Source organism: Desulfovibrio sp., from assembly GCF_009712225.1.
GTDB lineage: Bacteria > Desulfobacterota > Desulfovibrionia > Desulfovibrionales > Desulfovibrionaceae > Desulfovibrio.
In genome coordinates this window covers 42,668-58,652 of the sequence record NZ_WASP01000010.1, presented here as the reverse complement: position 1 = coordinate 58,652, position 15,985 = coordinate 42,668, and the positions used below count along the sequence as shown (strand labels likewise).

Genomic DNA, 15,985 nt, shown 5'->3' with positions numbered 1-15,985 from the left:
GGCGCGTCAACAAAACGGAGGCCGCATGAAGGCGGAAATCATATCGGTAGGCACAGAGCTGCTGCTGGGGCATACAATCAACACCGATGCCACCCATGTGGCGCGCGAGCTCTCTGCCCTCGGCCTTGATCTGTTGCAGGTGCATACGGTGGGCGATAATCCGCAGCGGCTGGAAAAAGCCCTGCGCGAAGCCCTTGTGCGCGCGGAAGTTGTGATAACCACGGGCGGCCTTGGCCCCACAGAAGACGATCTGACCAAGGAAACCGTGGCTCTTGTGGCCAATGCGCCGCTTGAGGAGCATGCTGACAGCATGGCCCGCCTGCGAGAATATTTCGGCACGCGCCCCATGTCTGCCAACCAGGCCAAACAGGCCATGCTGCCTCGTGGAGCCGTGGCTTTTCCCAATCTGGCAGGTACCGCGCCGGGGTGCGCCACGCCAGCGGGCGACGGGCGCTGGGTGCTCATGCTGCCAGGGCCGCCATCCGAGCTGTTGCCCATGCTGCGCGATAGCGCCGTGCCATTTTTGCAGCGCATGAGCGGGGCTGTCATTGCCTCATTTATGGTAAAAACCTTTGGCATCGGCGAGGGCATTGCCGCCCTGCGCATAGCAGAGCTGACAGGTGGGGCCAATCCCACGGCGGCCACCTACGCGGGCGATGCGGAAATGTTTGTGCGCGTGACGGCCAAGGCGCAGGATGCCGCCGCAGCCGAGGCCCTGGCAGCACCCATGGTAGCCGAAGTGCACAGGCTGCTGGGTGATGTTGTTTATGGTGTGAACGTTGCCGGGCTCGAAGCCGTGGTTGTGTCGAAGCTGGCGCGGCTTGGCAAAACTGTTTCCACGGCGGAATCGTGCACCGGCGGCCTGCTGGCAAAGCGTATCACTGATCAGCCAGGTTCTTCAGATGTTTTTGGTTACGGCATGGTAACCTACGCCAACGAGGCCAAGCAGCGCATGCTTGGCGTGCAGGAGTACCTGCTGCGTACCCACGGCGCGGTAAGCCCCGAAGTGGCGCGGGCCATGGCCCGTGGCGCGCGCGAATTCAGCGGCGCGGATTATGGCATTGGCATAACCGGCATTGCCGGCCCCGGCGGTGGCACCCCGCAAAAGCCTGTGGGCCTTGTATACATTGCCCTGAGTGATGAGGAAAATATCTGGGTGCGCGTCATGCGCCCGCAGGGAAGGTATCTGGGGCGTGAATGGACGCGCCGTCTGGCATCAAGCCACGCGCTGGACATGCTGCGTCGCTGCCTTGCCGGTCTGCCGGTCGAAGACCAGTGGAGTCTTGACCCGGCCTAGGCATCGCCGCACTTCAATGCAAACCGCCGGTGAATACAGCGCAAATGCTGTGTTCACCGGCGGTTTTTTTATTTTATAAAACAAGTTGGAAAAACTAGTTTTTTTCAGTGCACGTGATGCCAAATTCCACAGGAATCTTCATATAGAAGATTTGCAATTTTTCCTGTTCGATGCGGGCAAAAAGCTGCTCGCTGTGTTCCGGGCTCACTGCCATGGTCACTTCCATGGGCTGTTCACCCACGTCAAAAAAGCGCGCGCTGTGATATTTGCCGTCTCGACCGTAGCCGCCCTGCGCGGCGGCAAAAGTTGCGCCTTCAACGCCTATGGCCTTGGCCTCCCTGAGCAGCCATTCCGCAATGCTCACGTGATTGTGCGTGCGACCCTGCTGTGTATAAAAGGTCAGTCTGAAACCGTTCATGGTCTGCTCCTAGCGAAAAAGGGATTTGAGAAGCGATACGGCGCCAAGCCCCATGAAAAAGCAGATCAGCGAGCCGCAGACGTGCAGGGTAATGGCCCCGGCCGCCATGCCGAGGCGTTGCTCCTGCAGCAGTGTGCCAATTTCTGCCGTAAAGGTCGAAAAGGTCGTGAGCCCGCCCAGAAAGCCCGTGATGATAAACAGCCGCCATTCAGGTGCCAGACCCGGCATGGCATTGAATACACCCAGCGACAGCCCAATGCCAAACCCGCCGATAAAGTTGGCGGCCACCGTGCCCATGGGGATGGCGGGAAATATGGAATTGAGCAGCATGGAGAGCACCCAGCGAAGGCAGGCTCCGGCTCCGGCCCCCAGGGTAATGACAAGAACGTTTTTGACCATGACGTATGTCCGCTCTGCGGGGTGACCGTTGTCTGTGGGCAACCCCGTGTTCTGGCTTGCCGTGGCAGCGGTTATGCCCCGGCGTTGCATAAAAAAAGCAACCGCGCTTTGGCGCGGTCGCAAAAAAGTCTACCAACGCCATGGCCCTGGTAGGAGTTATCAGCAAATGCGGTTCAAGGGGAACTCCATCCCCTGTGCTTTTTTTCTACATCCGCCAGTGGCAGAAGTAAACACGCAACTGGCCGGGGCAGGCCAGATCAGCGCTTTTTGCGGCTGCACAGGCGGTAATAAAACAGCAATACGTACAGGGGGGCCAGATAGGCCGCAGCCATGATGGCCTCGGTAGCGCTAAAAAATTCCATGCACACGATCATGATCAATACGTTGTTGATGACGCCAAACGAAATAAGATAGGCCATGCCCACCTGCCTGCTCATGCGGCGGGACAGCGGCATTGCGGCCAGGGTCATGATAAGGCACAGCAGCGAGGCCGCCGCCAGCGACTTGAGCAGCAGCTCGGGCGACTGCCGCAACAGGTCACCGTAATGGCTGAAAATGGCAATGTTGGAAACCACTATGGAAACAGTGATCAGCGGAAACTGCCAACGCAGCAGAGTGTTACGCAGACTGTCCAGATGGATGCGTGTGAGGTGGGCGGCGGCAAAGGGCACAAGAATGGTCACACACAACGACAGGCTCATGTGCCCCAGTTCCAGATGCGCCGGCATGTCGAGCGGGGGCAGGCCAAGCATGCGCAGACCTGCATCGGTGGCAGAGAGCAGGGCGGGCAGGCTGGCAGGCAGCAGCAGTGATGTGGCCATGTTCGCCACAAGAATCATGGCCGTGTTGGCCCCCACCATCAGCGAAAAAACAGCGGCCATCACGCCCACCGGGGCCGCGCCAAGCAAAAAGGCTCCCAGGGCAAACTGCGGCATGACCAGCCGGAAAACCGCAAGGCACAGCAGGGGCAGCGCCAGCAGGCGCAGGGTGATAAGCAGGCAGACAGTGCCGGTCATGTGGCGTATTTCGCGCACCAGCGCTTCCATACCCACAGCCAGAAAACTCATATAAAGCATGAAAATGAGAATAAGGCGCGGCATGGCGGCAAGCGGTTCTGCCACTTGCGGCAAAAACACGCCCGCCGCCATGGAAAGCAGCGAAGACATGACCATGATAAGGTCGCGGAAATTCATAAGGCCTCAACTTTTTTGCCACATTGCCCAACATGTCTGCACTTGGCAAGCCTGTTGCCCCTGGTGGTGCGGCAAGCCCGCAGCCTGTTGTAATTACCTGGCTGGGCTTACTTTGTCTGCTTCAGCAGCCGGTCTGGCGGTAGAATATTCAAGGGGCTGTGCTTTTGGATGTAGGCAGAAAGCACGTCCACATCCACGGGGTCTGGAGCCTCCACGGGCGTGCCCTTGCCCAGCATGGCGTAACCGTCGCCCCTGCGCTCAAGGTAGTCGACCAGTGCCACCCGGTAACGGGCGTTGAGTACCAGCGGCTTTGATGTTCCGTCTTCGGCCAGCAGATCTGCGCGCACAACACGTTTGCCCGAGGGCAGGGCGGGATTGTAGGCATAGCGCAGCCCCGCCGTATGCAGCACGGGAGCGCCCACGCCCTTGTAATCCGCCACGCCGTGCTCCAGGGCTGCAAGCAGTTGCTCCCCCGTAAATTCGCGGATGATAACCTTGTTGCCAAAGGGCAGCACCGCCAGCATGTCGCCGACATTCAGCGGGCCCTGCCGCAGCGGAGCGCGCAGGCCGCCGCCGTTGATCAGGGCGATCTGCGCACCATGGGCGCGGCCATATTCCAGCATGGAATCGGTGGCGATCAGGCCCGAAAGGCATTCGCCCACACGGCACTGGTGCAGTCCATCAGGGGCGTTGAGGTTGTTCTGCCCAATAATGTTGGAGGTATAGACCTCAAGCTTCTGGTTGTACTGGGCGATCTTGGCTTCCACAGCCGGGTCGGGGGCAACAGAGGCATCCAGCGGCAGCGCTGCGCCCTGCCAGCGCACGGGTACGCCCTGCGCGTCAAAGCCTACCTCCAGCTGGCCCATGTACTTGGCAAGCGCCCCGGCGGTCACAACCAGCACGGGCTTGCCGGAGGGCGAATGCTCCACAATGGGATACGGCCCCTTGGAGGAGCCGGGGCCAAGATAATCGTGGGTATGGCCGCCAACAATAACATCAATGCCGTCAATCTTGCGGGCAAGTTCCAGATCCTTGGGCAGGCCCAGATGCGTTACCAGTATGATGTGGCGTACCCCCTGTTTTTCCAGTTCAGCCACGGCCTTTTTTAGCGTGGGTTCGCTTTTGTGAAACCATGTTTCAGGGCATGCGGCAGAAAGCGAGCGCACACTGGGGTTGGTAAGGCCGATAATACCCACCTTTACGCCGCGCACTTCCTTGATGATCCAGGGGCGGAAGGGCATACCCTTAAGAGGGCAACCGGGACGGGCATCCAGATTGGCGGCCAGTACCGGGTAGGGCTGCGCCCGCACAAAACCCGCCGTGGCCTCGCAGCCGTCGTCAAATTCGTGGTTCCCCAGCGTCATTGCGTCATAGGGCAGCAGCGAGTTTATGTCGGCCAGCATGGGCCACTTGTTGGCCGTGAAAAACAGGGTTCCCTGAAACTGGTCGCCAGCATCAAGCGCCACCACGTTGTCGTGCTCGGCGCGGACGCGCTTCATGGCGGTGGCAAGGCGGGCGAGACCGCCGGTGCATCCCTCTGATTTAAAACAGGCATTGCCTTGTGCATCGCGGCCCGCAATGTACGAATGCAGGTCGTTGGTGTGCAGCAGTATCAGGTCAAGTCCGGCATTGCCCTGCGCCGTGCAGGGCAGAGCAAACAGGCAAAGACCGGTAAGCAGACTGACGCAAAAAAACAGTGTGCGTGCGCTACTGCGAAGACGTTTCAGCAGTGTGTCCATGATATTCCCCTGATGGTGGAATTTGCGTGCAGCGGTGGCGCTGCGGCTACCGTGCCGTGGTGTGGGGCAGACCGCGTGGTTTGGGCGGGTTGACCTGTCAGGCGAGGTTGGCGCACATTTCCTGCGTGCTCAAAACCTTGGCAAAAACCTGTCCAAGAGCCGCCATATAGGCGGTTTGCACGTGAGAGGCATCCACTGTTTTGCCATCGTGCGCCAGGTCGCGGGTGGCACAGGCATCGTGCGCCAGATGACAGGTAAAACCAAGGTCAAAGGCGGCGCGAGTTGTGGTATCCACACACATGTGGGTCATCATGCCTGCAAGGGCGATGCTGTTGATGCCTCGCACCTTCAGCAGGTCCAGCAGGGGAGTGTCGCGGAATGAGTTGGGGTAGTGCTTTTGCACAACCGTTTCGCCTTCCTGCGGGCAGACCAGAGGGTGGAACAGCGCGCCCGGCGTATCGGGCAGAAAAAATGTGGCCGTGGGGGCTAGTGAAATGTGCTGCACATGAAAGACAGGTTTCTGCGCCTTGCGGAAAGCGGCAAGCAGCAGTGCTGCATTTTCTGCTGCGGCATTGCTGCCCACAAGTTCCATCTTGCCACCGGGAAAGTAATCGTTCTGAATATCTATGATGACCAGAGCTTGCATGCTATGCCTCACGCGGACGTACCGCTCCTACAGGATTATGCGGAATGCTGACGCATTGAATGACTGTGTTTTGTTCGATAACAGCACGCGCTTTGCATGGTCAAGCATGGCCTGTGGTGCACTTGACGCTGCAAGGTAAATGGTGACAATTGAGCCAGAAGAACACGTATTTTGCGCTGCGGTTTCACTGTCTGTGCATCCCACCTTTTTTCCGCACTCGCGTAGGCTCAATGGTGGTCCCATGAATATTGGCGCGTATACTTTTTCGCAATTCAATGAAATTGCAGAAAAATTTCACGGCTATGCTGCTCCTGGCCTGCTTGTTGGCGGCTATATGGTTGAGCTTGCCAAAGGGCTGCTGCCAGAGGAAACCCTGTTTGAAGCAGTGGTTGAAACCGGTAAATGCCTGCCAGACGCCGTGCAGCTGCTCACACTGTGCAGTACTGGCAACAGGCGATTGCACATTCGCGATCTGGGGCTGTACGCTGTTTCGCTGTACGACAAAAAGACGGGCGTGGGCGTGCGGGTGAGCATAGACCCCGCCAAGCTCTATGCATATCCGGAAATACGCGGCTGGTTCATGAAGGAAAAGCCCAAGCAAGCTCAGGATGTGGAAGAACTTGAGCGCGAGATTGAACAGGCCGGGCATTGTATATGCAAGGTGCAGCGCGTGCAGATTGACAAGGAATTTCTGGGCCATGGCCACATGGGCACGGTGAGCGTGTGCAGCTGCTGCGGCGAGGCCTACCCGTTGGAGCACGGCTCCCAGTGCCTTGGCTGTCAGGGGCAGGCCCCCTACACCACGCTCGACCCGGAGGCCTAGCCCGTGCCCCTGAGTGCCCGGCCTGCCTTGAGTGCTGCCGGGCCTGTGCGGCATGTGCCTGCGAACACCACCGCATGGTGGCACCAACATGTTTTGCCATGATCTGGCAATCTGCACAGGGAGGAGTATGCGTTTGATGTTTTCAGCGGCACGCGTGGCGTGCCTTGCGGTGACCTTGTGCTTTGTGGTTTTGGGGGGCGTAACTGCTGCTTCTGCGGCCTCTGGCCCTGCAGCCGGTACCGGCGCGACCGGTCAAAACTCTGCCAGGAATACGCCATCGCTGGACATGATGATTGGTTCCATGCTCATGCTGGGTTTTCGCGGGGCAGAGTTGCCCCCCGGCGATGCCTTTCTTGCGCAGGTGCGTACGGGGCACGTGGGACATGTTATTCTGTTTGACCGCGATGTTACCACTGGTGGGGAGCGTAATATTGCTTCGCCCCGGCAGTTGCGGCAGCTTACGGCCACGCTGCGGGCGGCAGCGCCCGGTCCTCTGCTCATAGCCGTAGATCAGGAGGGCGGCCGTGTGCGGCGGCTCAAAACACAAAAGGGTTTTGCCGATCTGCCCTCTGCCCAGAGCATGGGCGCGGGACAGCCCGAAAAAACCCGCGCCATGGCCCGCCAGCTGGGCAAGGAACTGGCAGCCCTTGGCATTTCGGTAGATCTGGCTCCGGTGGCCGATGTAAACAGCAACCCCGCCAACCCTGCCATCGGCGCGCTTGAACGCAGCTTCAGCCCCAACCCGGCCCTTGTGGCGGCCCACGCCCTTGCTTTTGGACAGGGGTTGGCGCAGCAGGGGGTTATCCCCGCGCTCAAGCACTTTCCCGGTCAGGGCGGTGCGCAGAAAGATTCGCATCTGGGCTTGACAGATATCACCCGCAGCTGGAACGCCAAGGCAGACCTTGCGCCCTATGCGCAGGCTTTTGCTCAGGGCTGGCCGGGCATGGTCATGCTGGGGCATCTGTTCCATACCGGGCTTGACGCCAATTATCCGGCCACGCTCTCCCGCGCGATTGTTGCCGATCTGCTGCGCGGGCGCATGGGCTGGCAAGGCGTGATCATCAGCGACGACATGCAGATGAAGGCCATAACAGACCACTATGGCCTTGAGCAGGCAGTGCTGCTGGCAGTTAACGCGGGGGTGGACATTTTGCTGTTTGGCAATAACTTGTATTGGGACGAGAACCTGCCGCGCAAAGCCTTTGCTACCCTCAAGGGGCTTGTGGAAAGCGGGCGAATTTCGCAGCAGCGCATTATGGAATCCTGGCTGCGCATCTCAAATCTGTATACAAACCGCGCCACTGCCGTCAGGGCAGCAGCCGACGGTTCGGCAGCGCTTTATCCCTGGGCCAGATAACGCGGCGGAGGTTTCATGGATATACTTATTCTTTTATTGGTATTTGGCGGAATTGCCGCCCTGTACCTGTTTGCCCTCAAAAAAGGCTGGCTACCCACCGACCGCTTGAACTGCGGTTGAATACCCTTTGACAAGCAGCGTGCTCTGCTTGATGACGAAGAAAGGCGCTTGCGCAGAAAGGCCAAAAAAGAAGCCCGCAAACAGGGCAAATAGCCGGGCCGAAAGGCCGCGATGATGTATTTTGACGATAAAGCCCCCGCTTCATGTAAGCGGGGGCTTTATCGTGGTGCTATTTATGCCCGGTGTCGGGTATCAGTTCTTGTTGTGGGCAGCGCGAAAACTGTTGCTGATTATGGCCAGATCTTCGCGTATTTTTTCAGGCTGATTGCGGTACGCCGGCATGCCCGTGCCTGGGTAACCCTCGGTAATTATTTTGAGCGCGCGTTCGTGGGTCACGCTGCTGCGCCTGAAATCGGGCGGCGGCGGCTGCATTGCCTTGCCACTGGCGGTAACGCTGCCGTTTGCCGCATGGCACTTGGCGCAGGCGGCTATCCACACCTCCAGCGAGTCGGGGCTGATGTCGCGCGGGGGCGGCGGTGTGGCCGCAAACATGGAAAAGCGACGGTCAAGGGTATCTAGCAGGGCATCAATCTTTTCACGGTCAAACATGCGAAAATACGGCATGCCTGTGCCCGGCGTGCCATCGCGGATCATCTCGTAAGCATAGTCGCGGTCGATGCGCAGGGCGGCCAGATCCGTGGCGGGGATGCGCAGACGGTGCGATTCCGATCCTACGCCGCGTCCGTCCAGACCGTGGCAGGGTTCGCACGCGCCGTCATAGATGGTGTCGCCGTTGTCGTAGACCGTGCGCAGCTTGACGGCAAAGGCATCGAGCGCTTTTTGGCTGAAGGGAGCCAGCTCTGCCGCTTTTTGTGCGCGCCAGGCTGTTGCCTCGGCCTGTGCCGGGGCCATGGCCTCGTTTTGCAGCAGCTGGCGGGCCAGCAGCATGGTTACAAAAATAAGGGGCAGCAGTGCCAGCAGGCGGTAAGCTGCCGCAGTTGAATCGGGGCGCAGTATCCACAGGGCAGAACCAAGGGCCAGAGCGCCAAGGCTGATAAGCGTGAGTACAGGTGATGACATTTGCGGCAAAATGGTTGCCAGCAGTGCAAAACCGATGATCGCCTGAACTGCCAGAGCACCAATAAGCCACTTGCGCAGCAATACTGCCTTGGGCGCATCATTTTTGGCAGAATAAAACAGGTGAAAGGCCGCGCCAAAGGCCAGAGCCGCGCCCACGATATGCAGATAGCGCAGCACCCAGTGCGGCATCCAGTCTGTATCTAGGCTTACACCATGGGCGGCAAAGTCGGCCCAGCTTGCGGGACGTTCCATGAGGGCAAGCGCCCCGGTAAAGATGGCTGGCACCGTGAGCAGGGCCGCCACGCCCACAATCCCGCAGACCAGGGCCAGCCACGTGGTGGAGCCAAGCTTGTGGGCAAAGGCGTCAAACAGCAGAAAAGCCGTTATGAGCAGCGGGATAATGGCCAGCCATGAGTACGAAAAAAGCACGGTGACCGTAAAAAACGCCTGTGAATGGCTCACCTGCATGATCAGCAGGGGGGCCACGCCCAGCACCACTGCCAGACTTTTGAGGCCCATGTGCGAATGCGCCACATGCTCGTTCCAGTGTTGCGAGGGCGAGGGCTGCCGCAAAAGATCACGCAAAAAGAACAGCAGACTCAGGATGGCCGTACCAAGCATGAGCAGCACAAAGAGCAGGTGCAGGCCAAAGGTGATGAACAGCAGGCCCTTCATCCAGTTTTCTGGCAGGGGCATATTGAGGAAAAGGTCAGTCCATTGCTGCATGGCTACTTCTCCCTCGTTGCCTGCTGATTGCGGCGTGAATAGTTGGAAGAAAGCTGGAACAGATACTCTGTCAGCAGGGTGCGTTCCTGTTCCGAGCCTACAAAGGGGGTCATATACGGTGCAAGCCGTTGTGTAATGCCCAGCATGGCGTTGATGCCGTCCGCAGAACGCCCGGCAAGGCGCTGATCTATGCCGTTGATGCCACTTTCCGCATGGCACACGCCGCAGTTGGCCGCAAACAGCGCCCTGGCGGCCTGTGTTGCCGGGGGCAGCTTGTCGCTGGTGTTGACCCAGCGCAATCTGGGCAGCAGGGGCTGGTTTTCGGCGATCATGGCCTCGCTTTCCACCAGGGTTATCTGACTGGCGTGCATATAGCCCGGCATGAGGTACGGCCCGCGAACAAACTCGCGCACGCGTTCAAATTCCATAACAAAGCAGATGCTTAGCAGTAGCGCCGGTATGCACAGCAGACGGCTCAGCACCGGGGGACGTGCCATGGCGGCCAGTGCGGCCAGCACCAGCACCAGCACTGCCCCCACATTAGCGGCAGGCAGAAAGTCGGGCATTTGCGAAAGGTATGATGTGGCGACCGCAAACTTCCAGTGGGTAAGGTAGGTGGACGGAACGCGCGAAAAATACACATAACTGGCGGCAGCCGTTACGGCCACTGAAAGCAGCAGCGCAATGCCGCATGCCCGCAAGGCCCGGCCACGCTCCAGCGGGGTGCCGGTGAAGCGCCAGGCAATCCAGCCCATCATCATCAGCGTGCCCATGGCAAATCCACCACCTACGCGCAAAAAGCACTGGGGCGCAAAAGTGGGGTTGAAATAGGCCTCGGTAAAACTGCGGGCCCAGGGCCAACCCTGCGGCGTAAGCATGAAACCCAGAATACCGGTGATGAGCACAGCCGAAACAAACGATGTGGCCACGTAAGCCCAGCCGATGGCCGCCAGCTTGCCGGGTCTGGTGGTGATCAGCTTTTCCCAGTTATAATAATAGTAGAGCAGCAGAATTACTTCAGCGGTGAAGGCAAACCATTCGATAAACCAGGGCCAGAAAAACAGGTGGATCAGCGCGCCGATGCCCTCGGGTGCAAGGCTGCCGGTCAGAACCCAGATGCCAACGCCGGTTACTGCGCCAATGGAGGTGGTAATAACCACCAGCGGCCCCAGCACCTTGCGGGCAATATCGGCCCAAAATTGTCCCTTGCCCTTCCATGTCAGTGTCTGAAACAGCACCACCATGCCCATGAGGCCAATAGCCAGCCCGTGGCTGATACAGACATGCAGTACGGCATTGAGAGCAATGGTCATGCCATCACCCACCACCGGTATGTGCAGAATAGGAAAGTTCATGGCCTACTTTCCTTGTGGCGACTTTTGTCCTGCGTCGCCGTGAGATTGTGCTGGTGCAAAGTGCGGGCGGGGCTGACCGTCTACGTAGGCCGCAACATCAAGTGACTGCTCTGGCGTGAGAGTGGCTGCCTCTGGCGGCATAAAGCGGTGGGTAAAAACGGCAAAGGTGTCCACATTGTGCAGGGGCGAGCCATCGGAATAGGCTCCCTTGCCCCATAACGGCGGAGAGCCGTCGCCTGCATCACCATGACATGCGGCGCAGCTTTCGGCGTAAACTTTTTCGCCAGCGGCGGCATCGGGCTTGTGAGAAGTATCAAGTTTGCCGGGCAAGGCCCAGGGCAGGCTGGCATATACGGGGATATCTTTTGAAATCCATTGCAGGTAGGCAAGCACAGCCTGCATCTCGCGGCTGTCGTGGGCCGGTGGGGTTGCGTTGAGGTTGCGGGCAAAACAGTCTTGCACCTTTTGCGCAAGATCAATGCTGGTACCGTGGTTGGCGGAAAAACGCGGATACGTTGCCGCAGCGCCCACAAGAGATATGGACGCCTTGCTGGTGCCTCCCTCCAGGTGACAGGTGGCGCAGGCCAGCTCATTGCCCACATGCTTTGATGCATACTGGGCCGTGTCGTTTATGATGTTAAAGCCGAGCATGACCGCCTCCCTGATGGATTCTGGCGCGTCTTGCGGTCGGGGAGGGGCATATTTGAGCTCTGCAGCGGGGGCGTTTTGAAGGTTGGGCAGCACCTGGGCCGCCGGGCTTTGCCGCACAGGCGCACTGTAATGGAAGAAACCGAGTATCCAGGCTCCAAAAGCGAGCAGGATACAGCAGAGAGCGAGAGCATACAGAAGATTACGGTTGTTCATGGCGGCTCCGGTTGGCGGTGACCGTGAATCAAGAGGCCCCTGGTCGAACAAAATTCTCAAAGGCACGAGTGGAAGGAAAAAAACAGATATATCCTAATGGGTATCAGAACATCACGCTATGTCAACATAGCGGGTACGATCATCAGAAAGCTCAGTACCCACAGCTTTTGCCTATCCCCGTCAATAGTGCAGCAAATGGAGGCAAAACAGGGCTGATGTACTGCCTGTTTGCTGCTCAGACCGGCCATGGAACCATTCGTTTGGAAAAATTTGGGCGAGGTGCAATCGCCATGACGAGCCATGCAGGAATGGCTTTTGTGCAAGAGCTGGCACGAAGGTGTGCAGCTGCATATTTGCAGAGTGAAGCACAAGCGAGGCGGAGAAATTCGTTGGCTGCGGTCAGAAGCCTTAACTATCAGGGCGCAGTTTTGCTAGACCCAAGGCGAAGTAATGATCTGACTGGCATTCAATCAGGCTGGTATACGGAAAAAATGCGCATGTGAATTGTGTGAAAAGACAAAAAAAAGGCGGAACCCGAAGGTTCCGCCCCAAAAAGTACGGTAAAACCGAACTTACTTGATTTCGACGGTGGCGCCAGCTTCGGTGAGCTGCTTCTTGGCGTCTTCGGCTTCTTCCTTGGACACGCCTTCCTTCAGGGTAGCGGGGGCGCCGTCAACCTTTTCCTTGGCTTCCTTGAGGCCAAGGCTGGTCAGAGCGCGCACAACCTTGATGACGCCGATCTTGTTGGCGCCAGCTTCCTTCAGGATAACGTCGAATTCGGTCTTTTCTTCAGCGGCTTCAGCAGCGGCGGCGGGAGCAGCCATAACCATGGCGGCGGCAGGAGCGGCAGCGGACACACCGAACTTTTCTTCCAGTTCCTTGATGAACTCAGAGAGTTCGAGAACGGTCATATTGGAGATAAATTCAACAACTTCTTCTTTGGTAACGGCCATGATAAGTCTCCTGATCTTTGGCTTGAGTGCAAATAATTCGATGGTTGATCGCTACGCGGCGTTGGCTTTCTGATCTTCGATGCCCTTGAGGGCATAAAGCAGGCCACGCACCATGTTGGCGAACAGCGAAACAAAGTTGGTGGGCACGGCGTTCATGGTGCCGAGCAACTGGCCGAGGAGCTGTTCCCTACCGGGCAGCTTGGCCAGAGCGTCAATCTGGGCGGCGTCCATAGCCTTGCCGTCCAGGCTGGCGCAACGCAGCTCAAAGAGCTTGCTTTGCTTGGCGAAATCGCTGAGCGCCTTGGCCACCGCCACGGGGTCATCGAACCCAAAGGCCACGCCGCAGTTATCATGGAACTTGTCCTTGATAGCGTCGTGCGTACCGTCGGTCAGAGCAATTCGGGCCAGCGTGTTTTTAACGACGAGATACTCGCCGCCTGCATTACGCAGGGCAACACGCAGGTTCGTCAGCTCTTCCACCGTCATGCCCTTGAAGTCCGTGATAACCGCAAAAGAAGCTTTGTCGGCACGGGCCTTAACGGCTTCAATTATAGCGGCTTTTCCAGACCTGTTCACGTGATACCTCTCACGTTCGGGGTTGCCAGGTGGAATGCCGAGCCAAAGAAGATGTGTCTAGACAGGGTATTAAGAGCTTTCGCTCACCTGCCGTCTTCGACTCGAATTCCGTTTCCTTAGACAGATAGTGGGCACTCTTTGCAGAGTGCCCACAACCTTGAGAGCTTAGCCCTCAAGAAATTTTTTAACCTGAGTCATGTCAACCTTGAAGCCGGGGCCCATGGTGGTGGACACTGCCATGGAGAGCATGTAAGCGCCCTTGGCGGCAGAAGGCTTAAGGCGGTTGACGGCGTCAAGCAGGGCCTTGAGGTTGCCCAGGATCTTTTCGGGACCAAAGGAAACCTTGCCAAGGGGAGCGTGCAGCACGCCAGCCTTGTCAACCTTGAAGTCCACGCGGCCAGCCTTGAGTTCGGTAACGGCCTTGGTCACATCAAAGGTAACCGAGCCGGTCTTGGCGTTGGGCATAAGACCACGGGGGCCAAGCACGCGACCAATCTGACCAACAAGGGCCATGACGTCGGGGGTGGCGACGGCGGCGTCAAATTCCAGCCAGCCTTCCTTGACCTTTGCCACCAGATCTTCAGCGCCCACAACGTCGGCACCGGCTTCACGGGCTTCAGCCTGCTTCTCACCCTTACAGAAAACGGCCACGCGAACGGTCTTGCCAAGCCCATTGGGCAGGGTCACAGCGCCGCGAACCATCTGATCAGAATATTTGGGGTCAACGCCAAGGCGAACAGCCACGTCGACGGTTTCATCAAATTTGGCAAAGGATGCGCCAAGCGATTTGCTGACGGCGTCTTCAATGCTGAGACGTTCCTGGAGATTGCTACCTTCAAGAACCTTGCGGAAATTCTTGCCATGTTTGGGCATGGGATAATCCTTTCGTTTTGCATCTCCTGCCGAACTTTGTCTTGCGCAAAGGCGGCAGTACAATTGATTTCAACGATGGCTGCAGTGCATTGGCCGGTGGCTCATGCTGGGCAGCCTGGTAAGGCAAAGTGCCGTATATGTAACGAGCGCCCTTGGGCGCTCACGGCATCATGAAGAGCCTTACTTTACGTCAATGCCCATGCTGCGAGCAGTACCAGCAATGGTCTTCACAGCAGATTCAATGCTGGCAGCATTCAGGTCGGGCAGTTTCAGCTTGGCGATTTCTTCGATCTGCGCCATGGACAGGCTGCCGACCTTGTTACGGTTGGGTTCGCCAGAGCCCTTTTCGATTTTTGCGGCTTTCATGATCAGCACCGAGGCCGGGGGGGTCTTGGTGATGAAGGTGAAAGAGCGGTCAGCATACACGGTGATAACCACAGGAATGATGGTGCCCTTCTGTTCCATGGTGCGGGCATTGAATTCCTTGCAGAAACCCATGATGTTCAGGCCATGCTGACCCAAAGCGGGACCCACCGGCGGCGAGGGGTTAGCCGCGCCTGCGGGGATCTGCAGTTTGATTTTGGCAACTTCTTTCTTGGCCATTTTCGTTATCCTTCATCGCTGCTCGCGCTGATTATGGCAAAACCACAACTGCGCGGTGGCAAGTCATTAACCTTTGGATACCTGTACGAAATCCAGTTCCACAGGGGTTTGACGCCCAAAAATGGAAACGGAAACGCGCAGTTTCCCCTTGTCGTAGTTGACGTCTTCCACAACGCCATTGAAACCGCCAAACGGTCCTTCAATAACGCGTACTTCGTCGCCGCGGTCAAAGTTGAACTTGGGCCTTGGCGTTTCCTGGCGCGATTCCATGAGATCGAGAATGCGCTGGGCTTCGCTTTCGCGCATTGGGGTAGGACGGTTTTTACCGCCCACAAAACCCGTGACCTTGGGGATGGACTGAACCAGATGCCAGGAAAGATCCGTCATGGTCATGCGTACCATGACATACCCGGGGTAGAACTTGCGAGTAGAGGTACGCTGCTGGCCGCCCTTGGTAGGTTCGATAACCTTTTCCGTGGGAACCACAACTTCCTCAATAAGCCCCTCATCCTGCCCGGTGCGGCGCAACTCGTTAATGGTCTTCTGCACACGCTGCTCAAAACCAGAGTAGGTGTGCACGATGTACCAGCGAGCCTTTTTGCAGAGCTCGGAAGTTTCGTCGATAACAGGGTCTTTCATATTGGCCTTCAGGACAGTAGGGTCTTGATCAGGGTAGACAGACCAAAGTCCACCAGCCCCAGGATGACAGCCATCACGGCTACAAAACCCAAAACAGCCAAGGTGGCTTTGCGCGTTTCCTGCAATGTGGGCCAGGTAACTTTGCGCAATTCGGCCTTGGCATCCTCAACGTAGCGTGTAAACCGTACGACAGGGTTGGGGCCTTTGTCAGCCTTAAGGTCGGCAGCTTGAGCTTGTTTTTTTGCCATGGTGTAATCCGGAGATAAAAAATGGCAGGGCAGGAGGGATTCGAACCCCCAACATGCGGTTTTGGAGACCGCCGCTCTAGCCGTTAGAGCTACTGCCCTGCACACCGTCCGGGGGGGGGGAGGGGCCCGGGGGCTG

Annotated in this window: 18 protein-coding genes, 1 tRNA gene and 1 riboswitch; of the genes, 4 read left to right on the top strand and 15 right to left on the bottom strand. The window is 57.9% G+C overall.

Going from position 1 to position 15,985, the window contains the following annotated elements; all coding sequences use genetic code 11:
• The first annotated feature begins 25 nt into the window (after positions 1-25).
• Positions 26-1,297, top strand: coding sequence for a competence/damage-inducible protein A (locus F8N36_RS12685; RefSeq protein ID WP_291333183.1), 1,272 nt, complete (start codon positions 26-28; stop codon positions 1,295-1,297).
• 94 nt (positions 1,298-1,391) lie between these two features.
• Here the strand turns inward: F8N36_RS12685 and F8N36_RS12680 are convergent, their stop codons facing one another.
• The 5 genes from F8N36_RS12680 to F8N36_RS12660 form a co-directional block, all read right to left on the bottom strand.
• Positions 1,392-1,715: a DUF190 domain-containing protein gene (locus tag F8N36_RS12680; protein ID WP_291333182.1), complete on the bottom strand. Its 324-nt coding sequence runs from the start codon at positions 1,713-1,715 to the stop codon at positions 1,392-1,394.
• 9 nt (positions 1,716-1,724) lie between these two features.
• Positions 1,725-2,204 carry a fluoride efflux transporter CrcB gene (crcB, locus tag F8N36_RS12675; RefSeq protein ID WP_291333181.1) on the bottom strand — a complete coding sequence of 160 codons (480 nt, stop codon included), beginning with the start codon at positions 2,202-2,204 and terminating at the stop codon, positions 1,725-1,727.
• 53 nt (positions 2,205-2,257) lie between these two features.
• Positions 2,258-2,316, bottom strand: a riboswitch (Fluoride riboswitch).
• 55 nt (positions 2,317-2,371) lie between these two features.
• Positions 2,372-3,307 carry a symporter gene (locus tag F8N36_RS12670; protein ID WP_291333180.1) on the bottom strand — a complete coding sequence of 312 codons (936 nt, stop codon included), beginning with the start codon at positions 3,305-3,307 and terminating at the stop codon, positions 2,372-2,374.
• A gap of 107 nt (positions 3,308-3,414) precedes the next feature.
• Positions 3,415-5,046, bottom strand: a complete 1,632-nt coding sequence (locus F8N36_RS12665; RefSeq protein WP_291333179.1) for a bifunctional metallophosphatase/5'-nucleotidase — start codon at positions 5,044-5,046, stop codon at positions 3,415-3,417.
• A gap of 97 nt (positions 5,047-5,143) precedes the next feature.
• Positions 5,144-5,692, bottom strand: a complete 549-nt coding sequence (locus F8N36_RS12660) for a cysteine hydrolase family protein (protein WP_291333178.1) — start codon at positions 5,690-5,692, stop codon at positions 5,144-5,146.
• A 241-nt stretch (positions 5,693-5,933) separates the two neighbouring features.
• Between F8N36_RS12660 and F8N36_RS12655 the strand changes: the two genes are divergently transcribed.
• Together F8N36_RS12655 and F8N36_RS12650 are read left to right on the top strand one after the other, a co-directional pair.
• A complete protein-coding gene (locus F8N36_RS12655) occupies positions 5,934-6,515 on the top strand; it encodes a formylmethanofuran dehydrogenase subunit E family protein (protein ID WP_366247051.1) in 582 nt (193 codons plus the stop codon).
• Between the two features lie 127 nt (positions 6,516-6,642).
• Entirely contained in the window at positions 6,643-7,872 is a 1,230-nt protein-coding gene (locus F8N36_RS12650; protein WP_291333177.1) for a glycoside hydrolase family 3 protein, read from the top strand.
• A 312-nt stretch (positions 7,873-8,184) separates the two neighbouring features.
• Here F8N36_RS12650 and F8N36_RS12645 read toward each other — a convergent pair whose 3' ends face one another.
• The 3 genes from F8N36_RS12645 to F8N36_RS12635 are packed head-to-tail and all read right to left on the bottom strand — an operon-like array spanning position 8,185 to position 11,957.
• Positions 8,185-9,738 carry a c-type cytochrome gene (locus tag F8N36_RS12645; RefSeq protein WP_291333176.1) on the bottom strand — a complete coding sequence of 518 codons (1,554 nt, stop codon included), beginning with the start codon at positions 9,736-9,738 and terminating at the stop codon, positions 8,185-8,187.
• A 2-nt stretch (positions 9,739-9,740) separates the two neighbouring features.
• Positions 9,741-11,093 carry a cytochrome ubiquinol oxidase subunit I gene (locus tag F8N36_RS12640; protein WP_291333175.1) on the bottom strand — a complete coding sequence of 451 codons (1,353 nt, stop codon included), beginning with the start codon at positions 11,091-11,093 and terminating at the stop codon, positions 9,741-9,743.
• 3 nt (positions 11,094-11,096) lie between these two features.
• Positions 11,097-11,957 (bottom strand): c-type cytochrome, encoded by an 861-nt coding sequence (locus F8N36_RS12635; protein WP_291333174.1) that lies wholly within the window; start codon positions 11,955-11,957, stop codon positions 11,097-11,099.
• Between the two features lie 23 nt (positions 11,958-11,980).
• Here F8N36_RS12635 and F8N36_RS12630 point away from each other — a divergent pair, with 23 nt between their 5' ends.
• Complete coding sequence (locus F8N36_RS12630) at positions 11,981-12,460, top strand: hypothetical protein (protein WP_291333173.1); 480 nt, start codon at positions 11,981-11,983, stop codon at positions 12,458-12,460.
• A 69-nt stretch (positions 12,461-12,529) separates the two neighbouring features.
• Here F8N36_RS12630 and rplL read toward each other — a convergent pair whose 3' ends face one another.
• From rplL to F8N36_RS12595, 7 genes are all read right to left on the bottom strand, one after another.
• Positions 12,530-12,910 (bottom strand): 50S ribosomal protein L7/L12, encoded by a 381-nt coding sequence (rplL, locus tag F8N36_RS12625; RefSeq protein ID WP_291333172.1) that lies wholly within the window; start codon positions 12,908-12,910, stop codon positions 12,530-12,532.
• A 51-nt stretch (positions 12,911-12,961) separates the two neighbouring features.
• Positions 12,962-13,486, bottom strand: coding sequence for a 50S ribosomal protein L10 (rplJ, locus tag F8N36_RS12620; RefSeq protein ID WP_291333171.1), 525 nt, complete (start codon positions 13,484-13,486; stop codon positions 12,962-12,964).
• Positions 13,487-13,651: 165 nt separating this feature from the next.
• Positions 13,652-14,359, bottom strand: a complete 708-nt coding sequence (gene rplA, locus F8N36_RS12615) for a 50S ribosomal protein L1 (RefSeq protein WP_291333170.1) — start codon at positions 14,357-14,359, stop codon at positions 13,652-13,654.
• A gap of 180 nt (positions 14,360-14,539) precedes the next feature.
• Positions 14,540-14,962 carry a 50S ribosomal protein L11 gene (rplK, locus tag F8N36_RS12610; RefSeq protein ID WP_291333169.1) on the bottom strand — a complete coding sequence of 141 codons (423 nt, stop codon included), beginning with the start codon at positions 14,960-14,962 and terminating at the stop codon, positions 14,540-14,542.
• A 66-nt stretch (positions 14,963-15,028) separates the two neighbouring features.
• Positions 15,029-15,601, bottom strand: a complete 573-nt coding sequence (gene nusG / locus F8N36_RS12605; protein ID WP_291333168.1) for a transcription termination/antitermination protein NusG — start codon at positions 15,599-15,601, stop codon at positions 15,029-15,031.
• A gap of 8 nt (positions 15,602-15,609) precedes the next feature.
• Entirely contained in the window at positions 15,610-15,849 is a 240-nt protein-coding gene (gene secE / locus F8N36_RS12600; protein ID WP_291333167.1) for a preprotein translocase subunit SecE, read from the bottom strand.
• Positions 15,850-15,871: 22 nt separating this feature from the next.
• Positions 15,872-15,948, bottom strand: a tRNA-Trp gene (locus tag F8N36_RS12595).
• Positions 15,949-15,985: the final 37 nt, after the last annotated feature.

Bases quoted from the DNA above. Each gene is read 5' to 3' on its own strand.
- F8N36_RS12685 (WP_291333183.1), top strand. From the start codon at position 26: ATGAAGGCGGAAATCATATCGGTAGGCACAGAGCTGCTGCTGGGGCAT.
- F8N36_RS12680 (WP_291333182.1), bottom strand. From the start codon at position 1,715: ATGAACGGTTTCAGACTGACCTTTTATACACAGCAGGGTCGCACGCAC.
- crcB (WP_291333181.1), bottom strand. From the start codon at position 2,204: ATGCAACGCCGGGGCATAACCGCTGCCACGGCAAGCCAGAACACGGGG.
- F8N36_RS12670 (WP_291333180.1), bottom strand. From the start codon at position 3,307: ATGAATTTCCGCGACCTTATCATGGTCATGTCTTCGCTGCTTTCCATG.
- F8N36_RS12665 (WP_291333179.1), bottom strand. From the start codon at position 5,046: ATGGACACACTGCTGAAACGTCTTCGCAGTAGCGCACGCACACTGTTT.
- F8N36_RS12660 (WP_291333178.1), bottom strand. From the start codon at position 5,692: ATGCAAGCTCTGGTCATCATAGATATTCAGAACGATTACTTTCCCGGT.
- F8N36_RS12655 (WP_366247051.1), top strand. From the start codon at position 5,934: ATGAATATTGGCGCGTATACTTTTTCGCAATTCAATGAAATTGCAGAA.
- F8N36_RS12650 (WP_291333177.1), top strand. From the start codon at position 6,643: ATGCGTTTGATGTTTTCAGCGGCACGCGTGGCGTGCCTTGCGGTGACC.
- F8N36_RS12645 (WP_291333176.1), bottom strand. From the start codon at position 9,738: ATGCAGCAATGGACTGACCTTTTCCTCAATATGCCCCTGCCAGAAAAC.
- F8N36_RS12640 (WP_291333175.1), bottom strand. From the start codon at position 11,093: ATGAACTTTCCTATTCTGCACATACCGGTGGTGGGTGATGGCATGACC.
- F8N36_RS12635 (WP_291333174.1), bottom strand. From the start codon at position 11,957: ATGAACAACCGTAATCTTCTGTATGCTCTCGCTCTCTGCTGTATCCTG.
- rplL (WP_291333172.1), bottom strand. From the start codon at position 12,910: ATGGCCGTTACCAAAGAAGAAGTTGTTGAATTTATCTCCAATATGACC.
- rplA (WP_291333170.1), bottom strand. From the start codon at position 14,359: ATGCCCAAACATGGCAAGAATTTCCGCAAGGTTCTTGAAGGTAGCAAT.
- rplK (WP_291333169.1), bottom strand. From the start codon at position 14,962: ATGGCCAAGAAAGAAGTTGCCAAAATCAAACTGCAGATCCCCGCAGGC.
- nusG (WP_291333168.1), bottom strand. From the start codon at position 15,601: ATGAAAGACCCTGTTATCGACGAAACTTCCGAGCTCTGCAAAAAGGCT.
- secE (WP_291333167.1), bottom strand. From the start codon at position 15,849: ATGGCAAAAAAACAAGCTCAAGCTGCCGACCTTAAGGCTGACAAAGGC.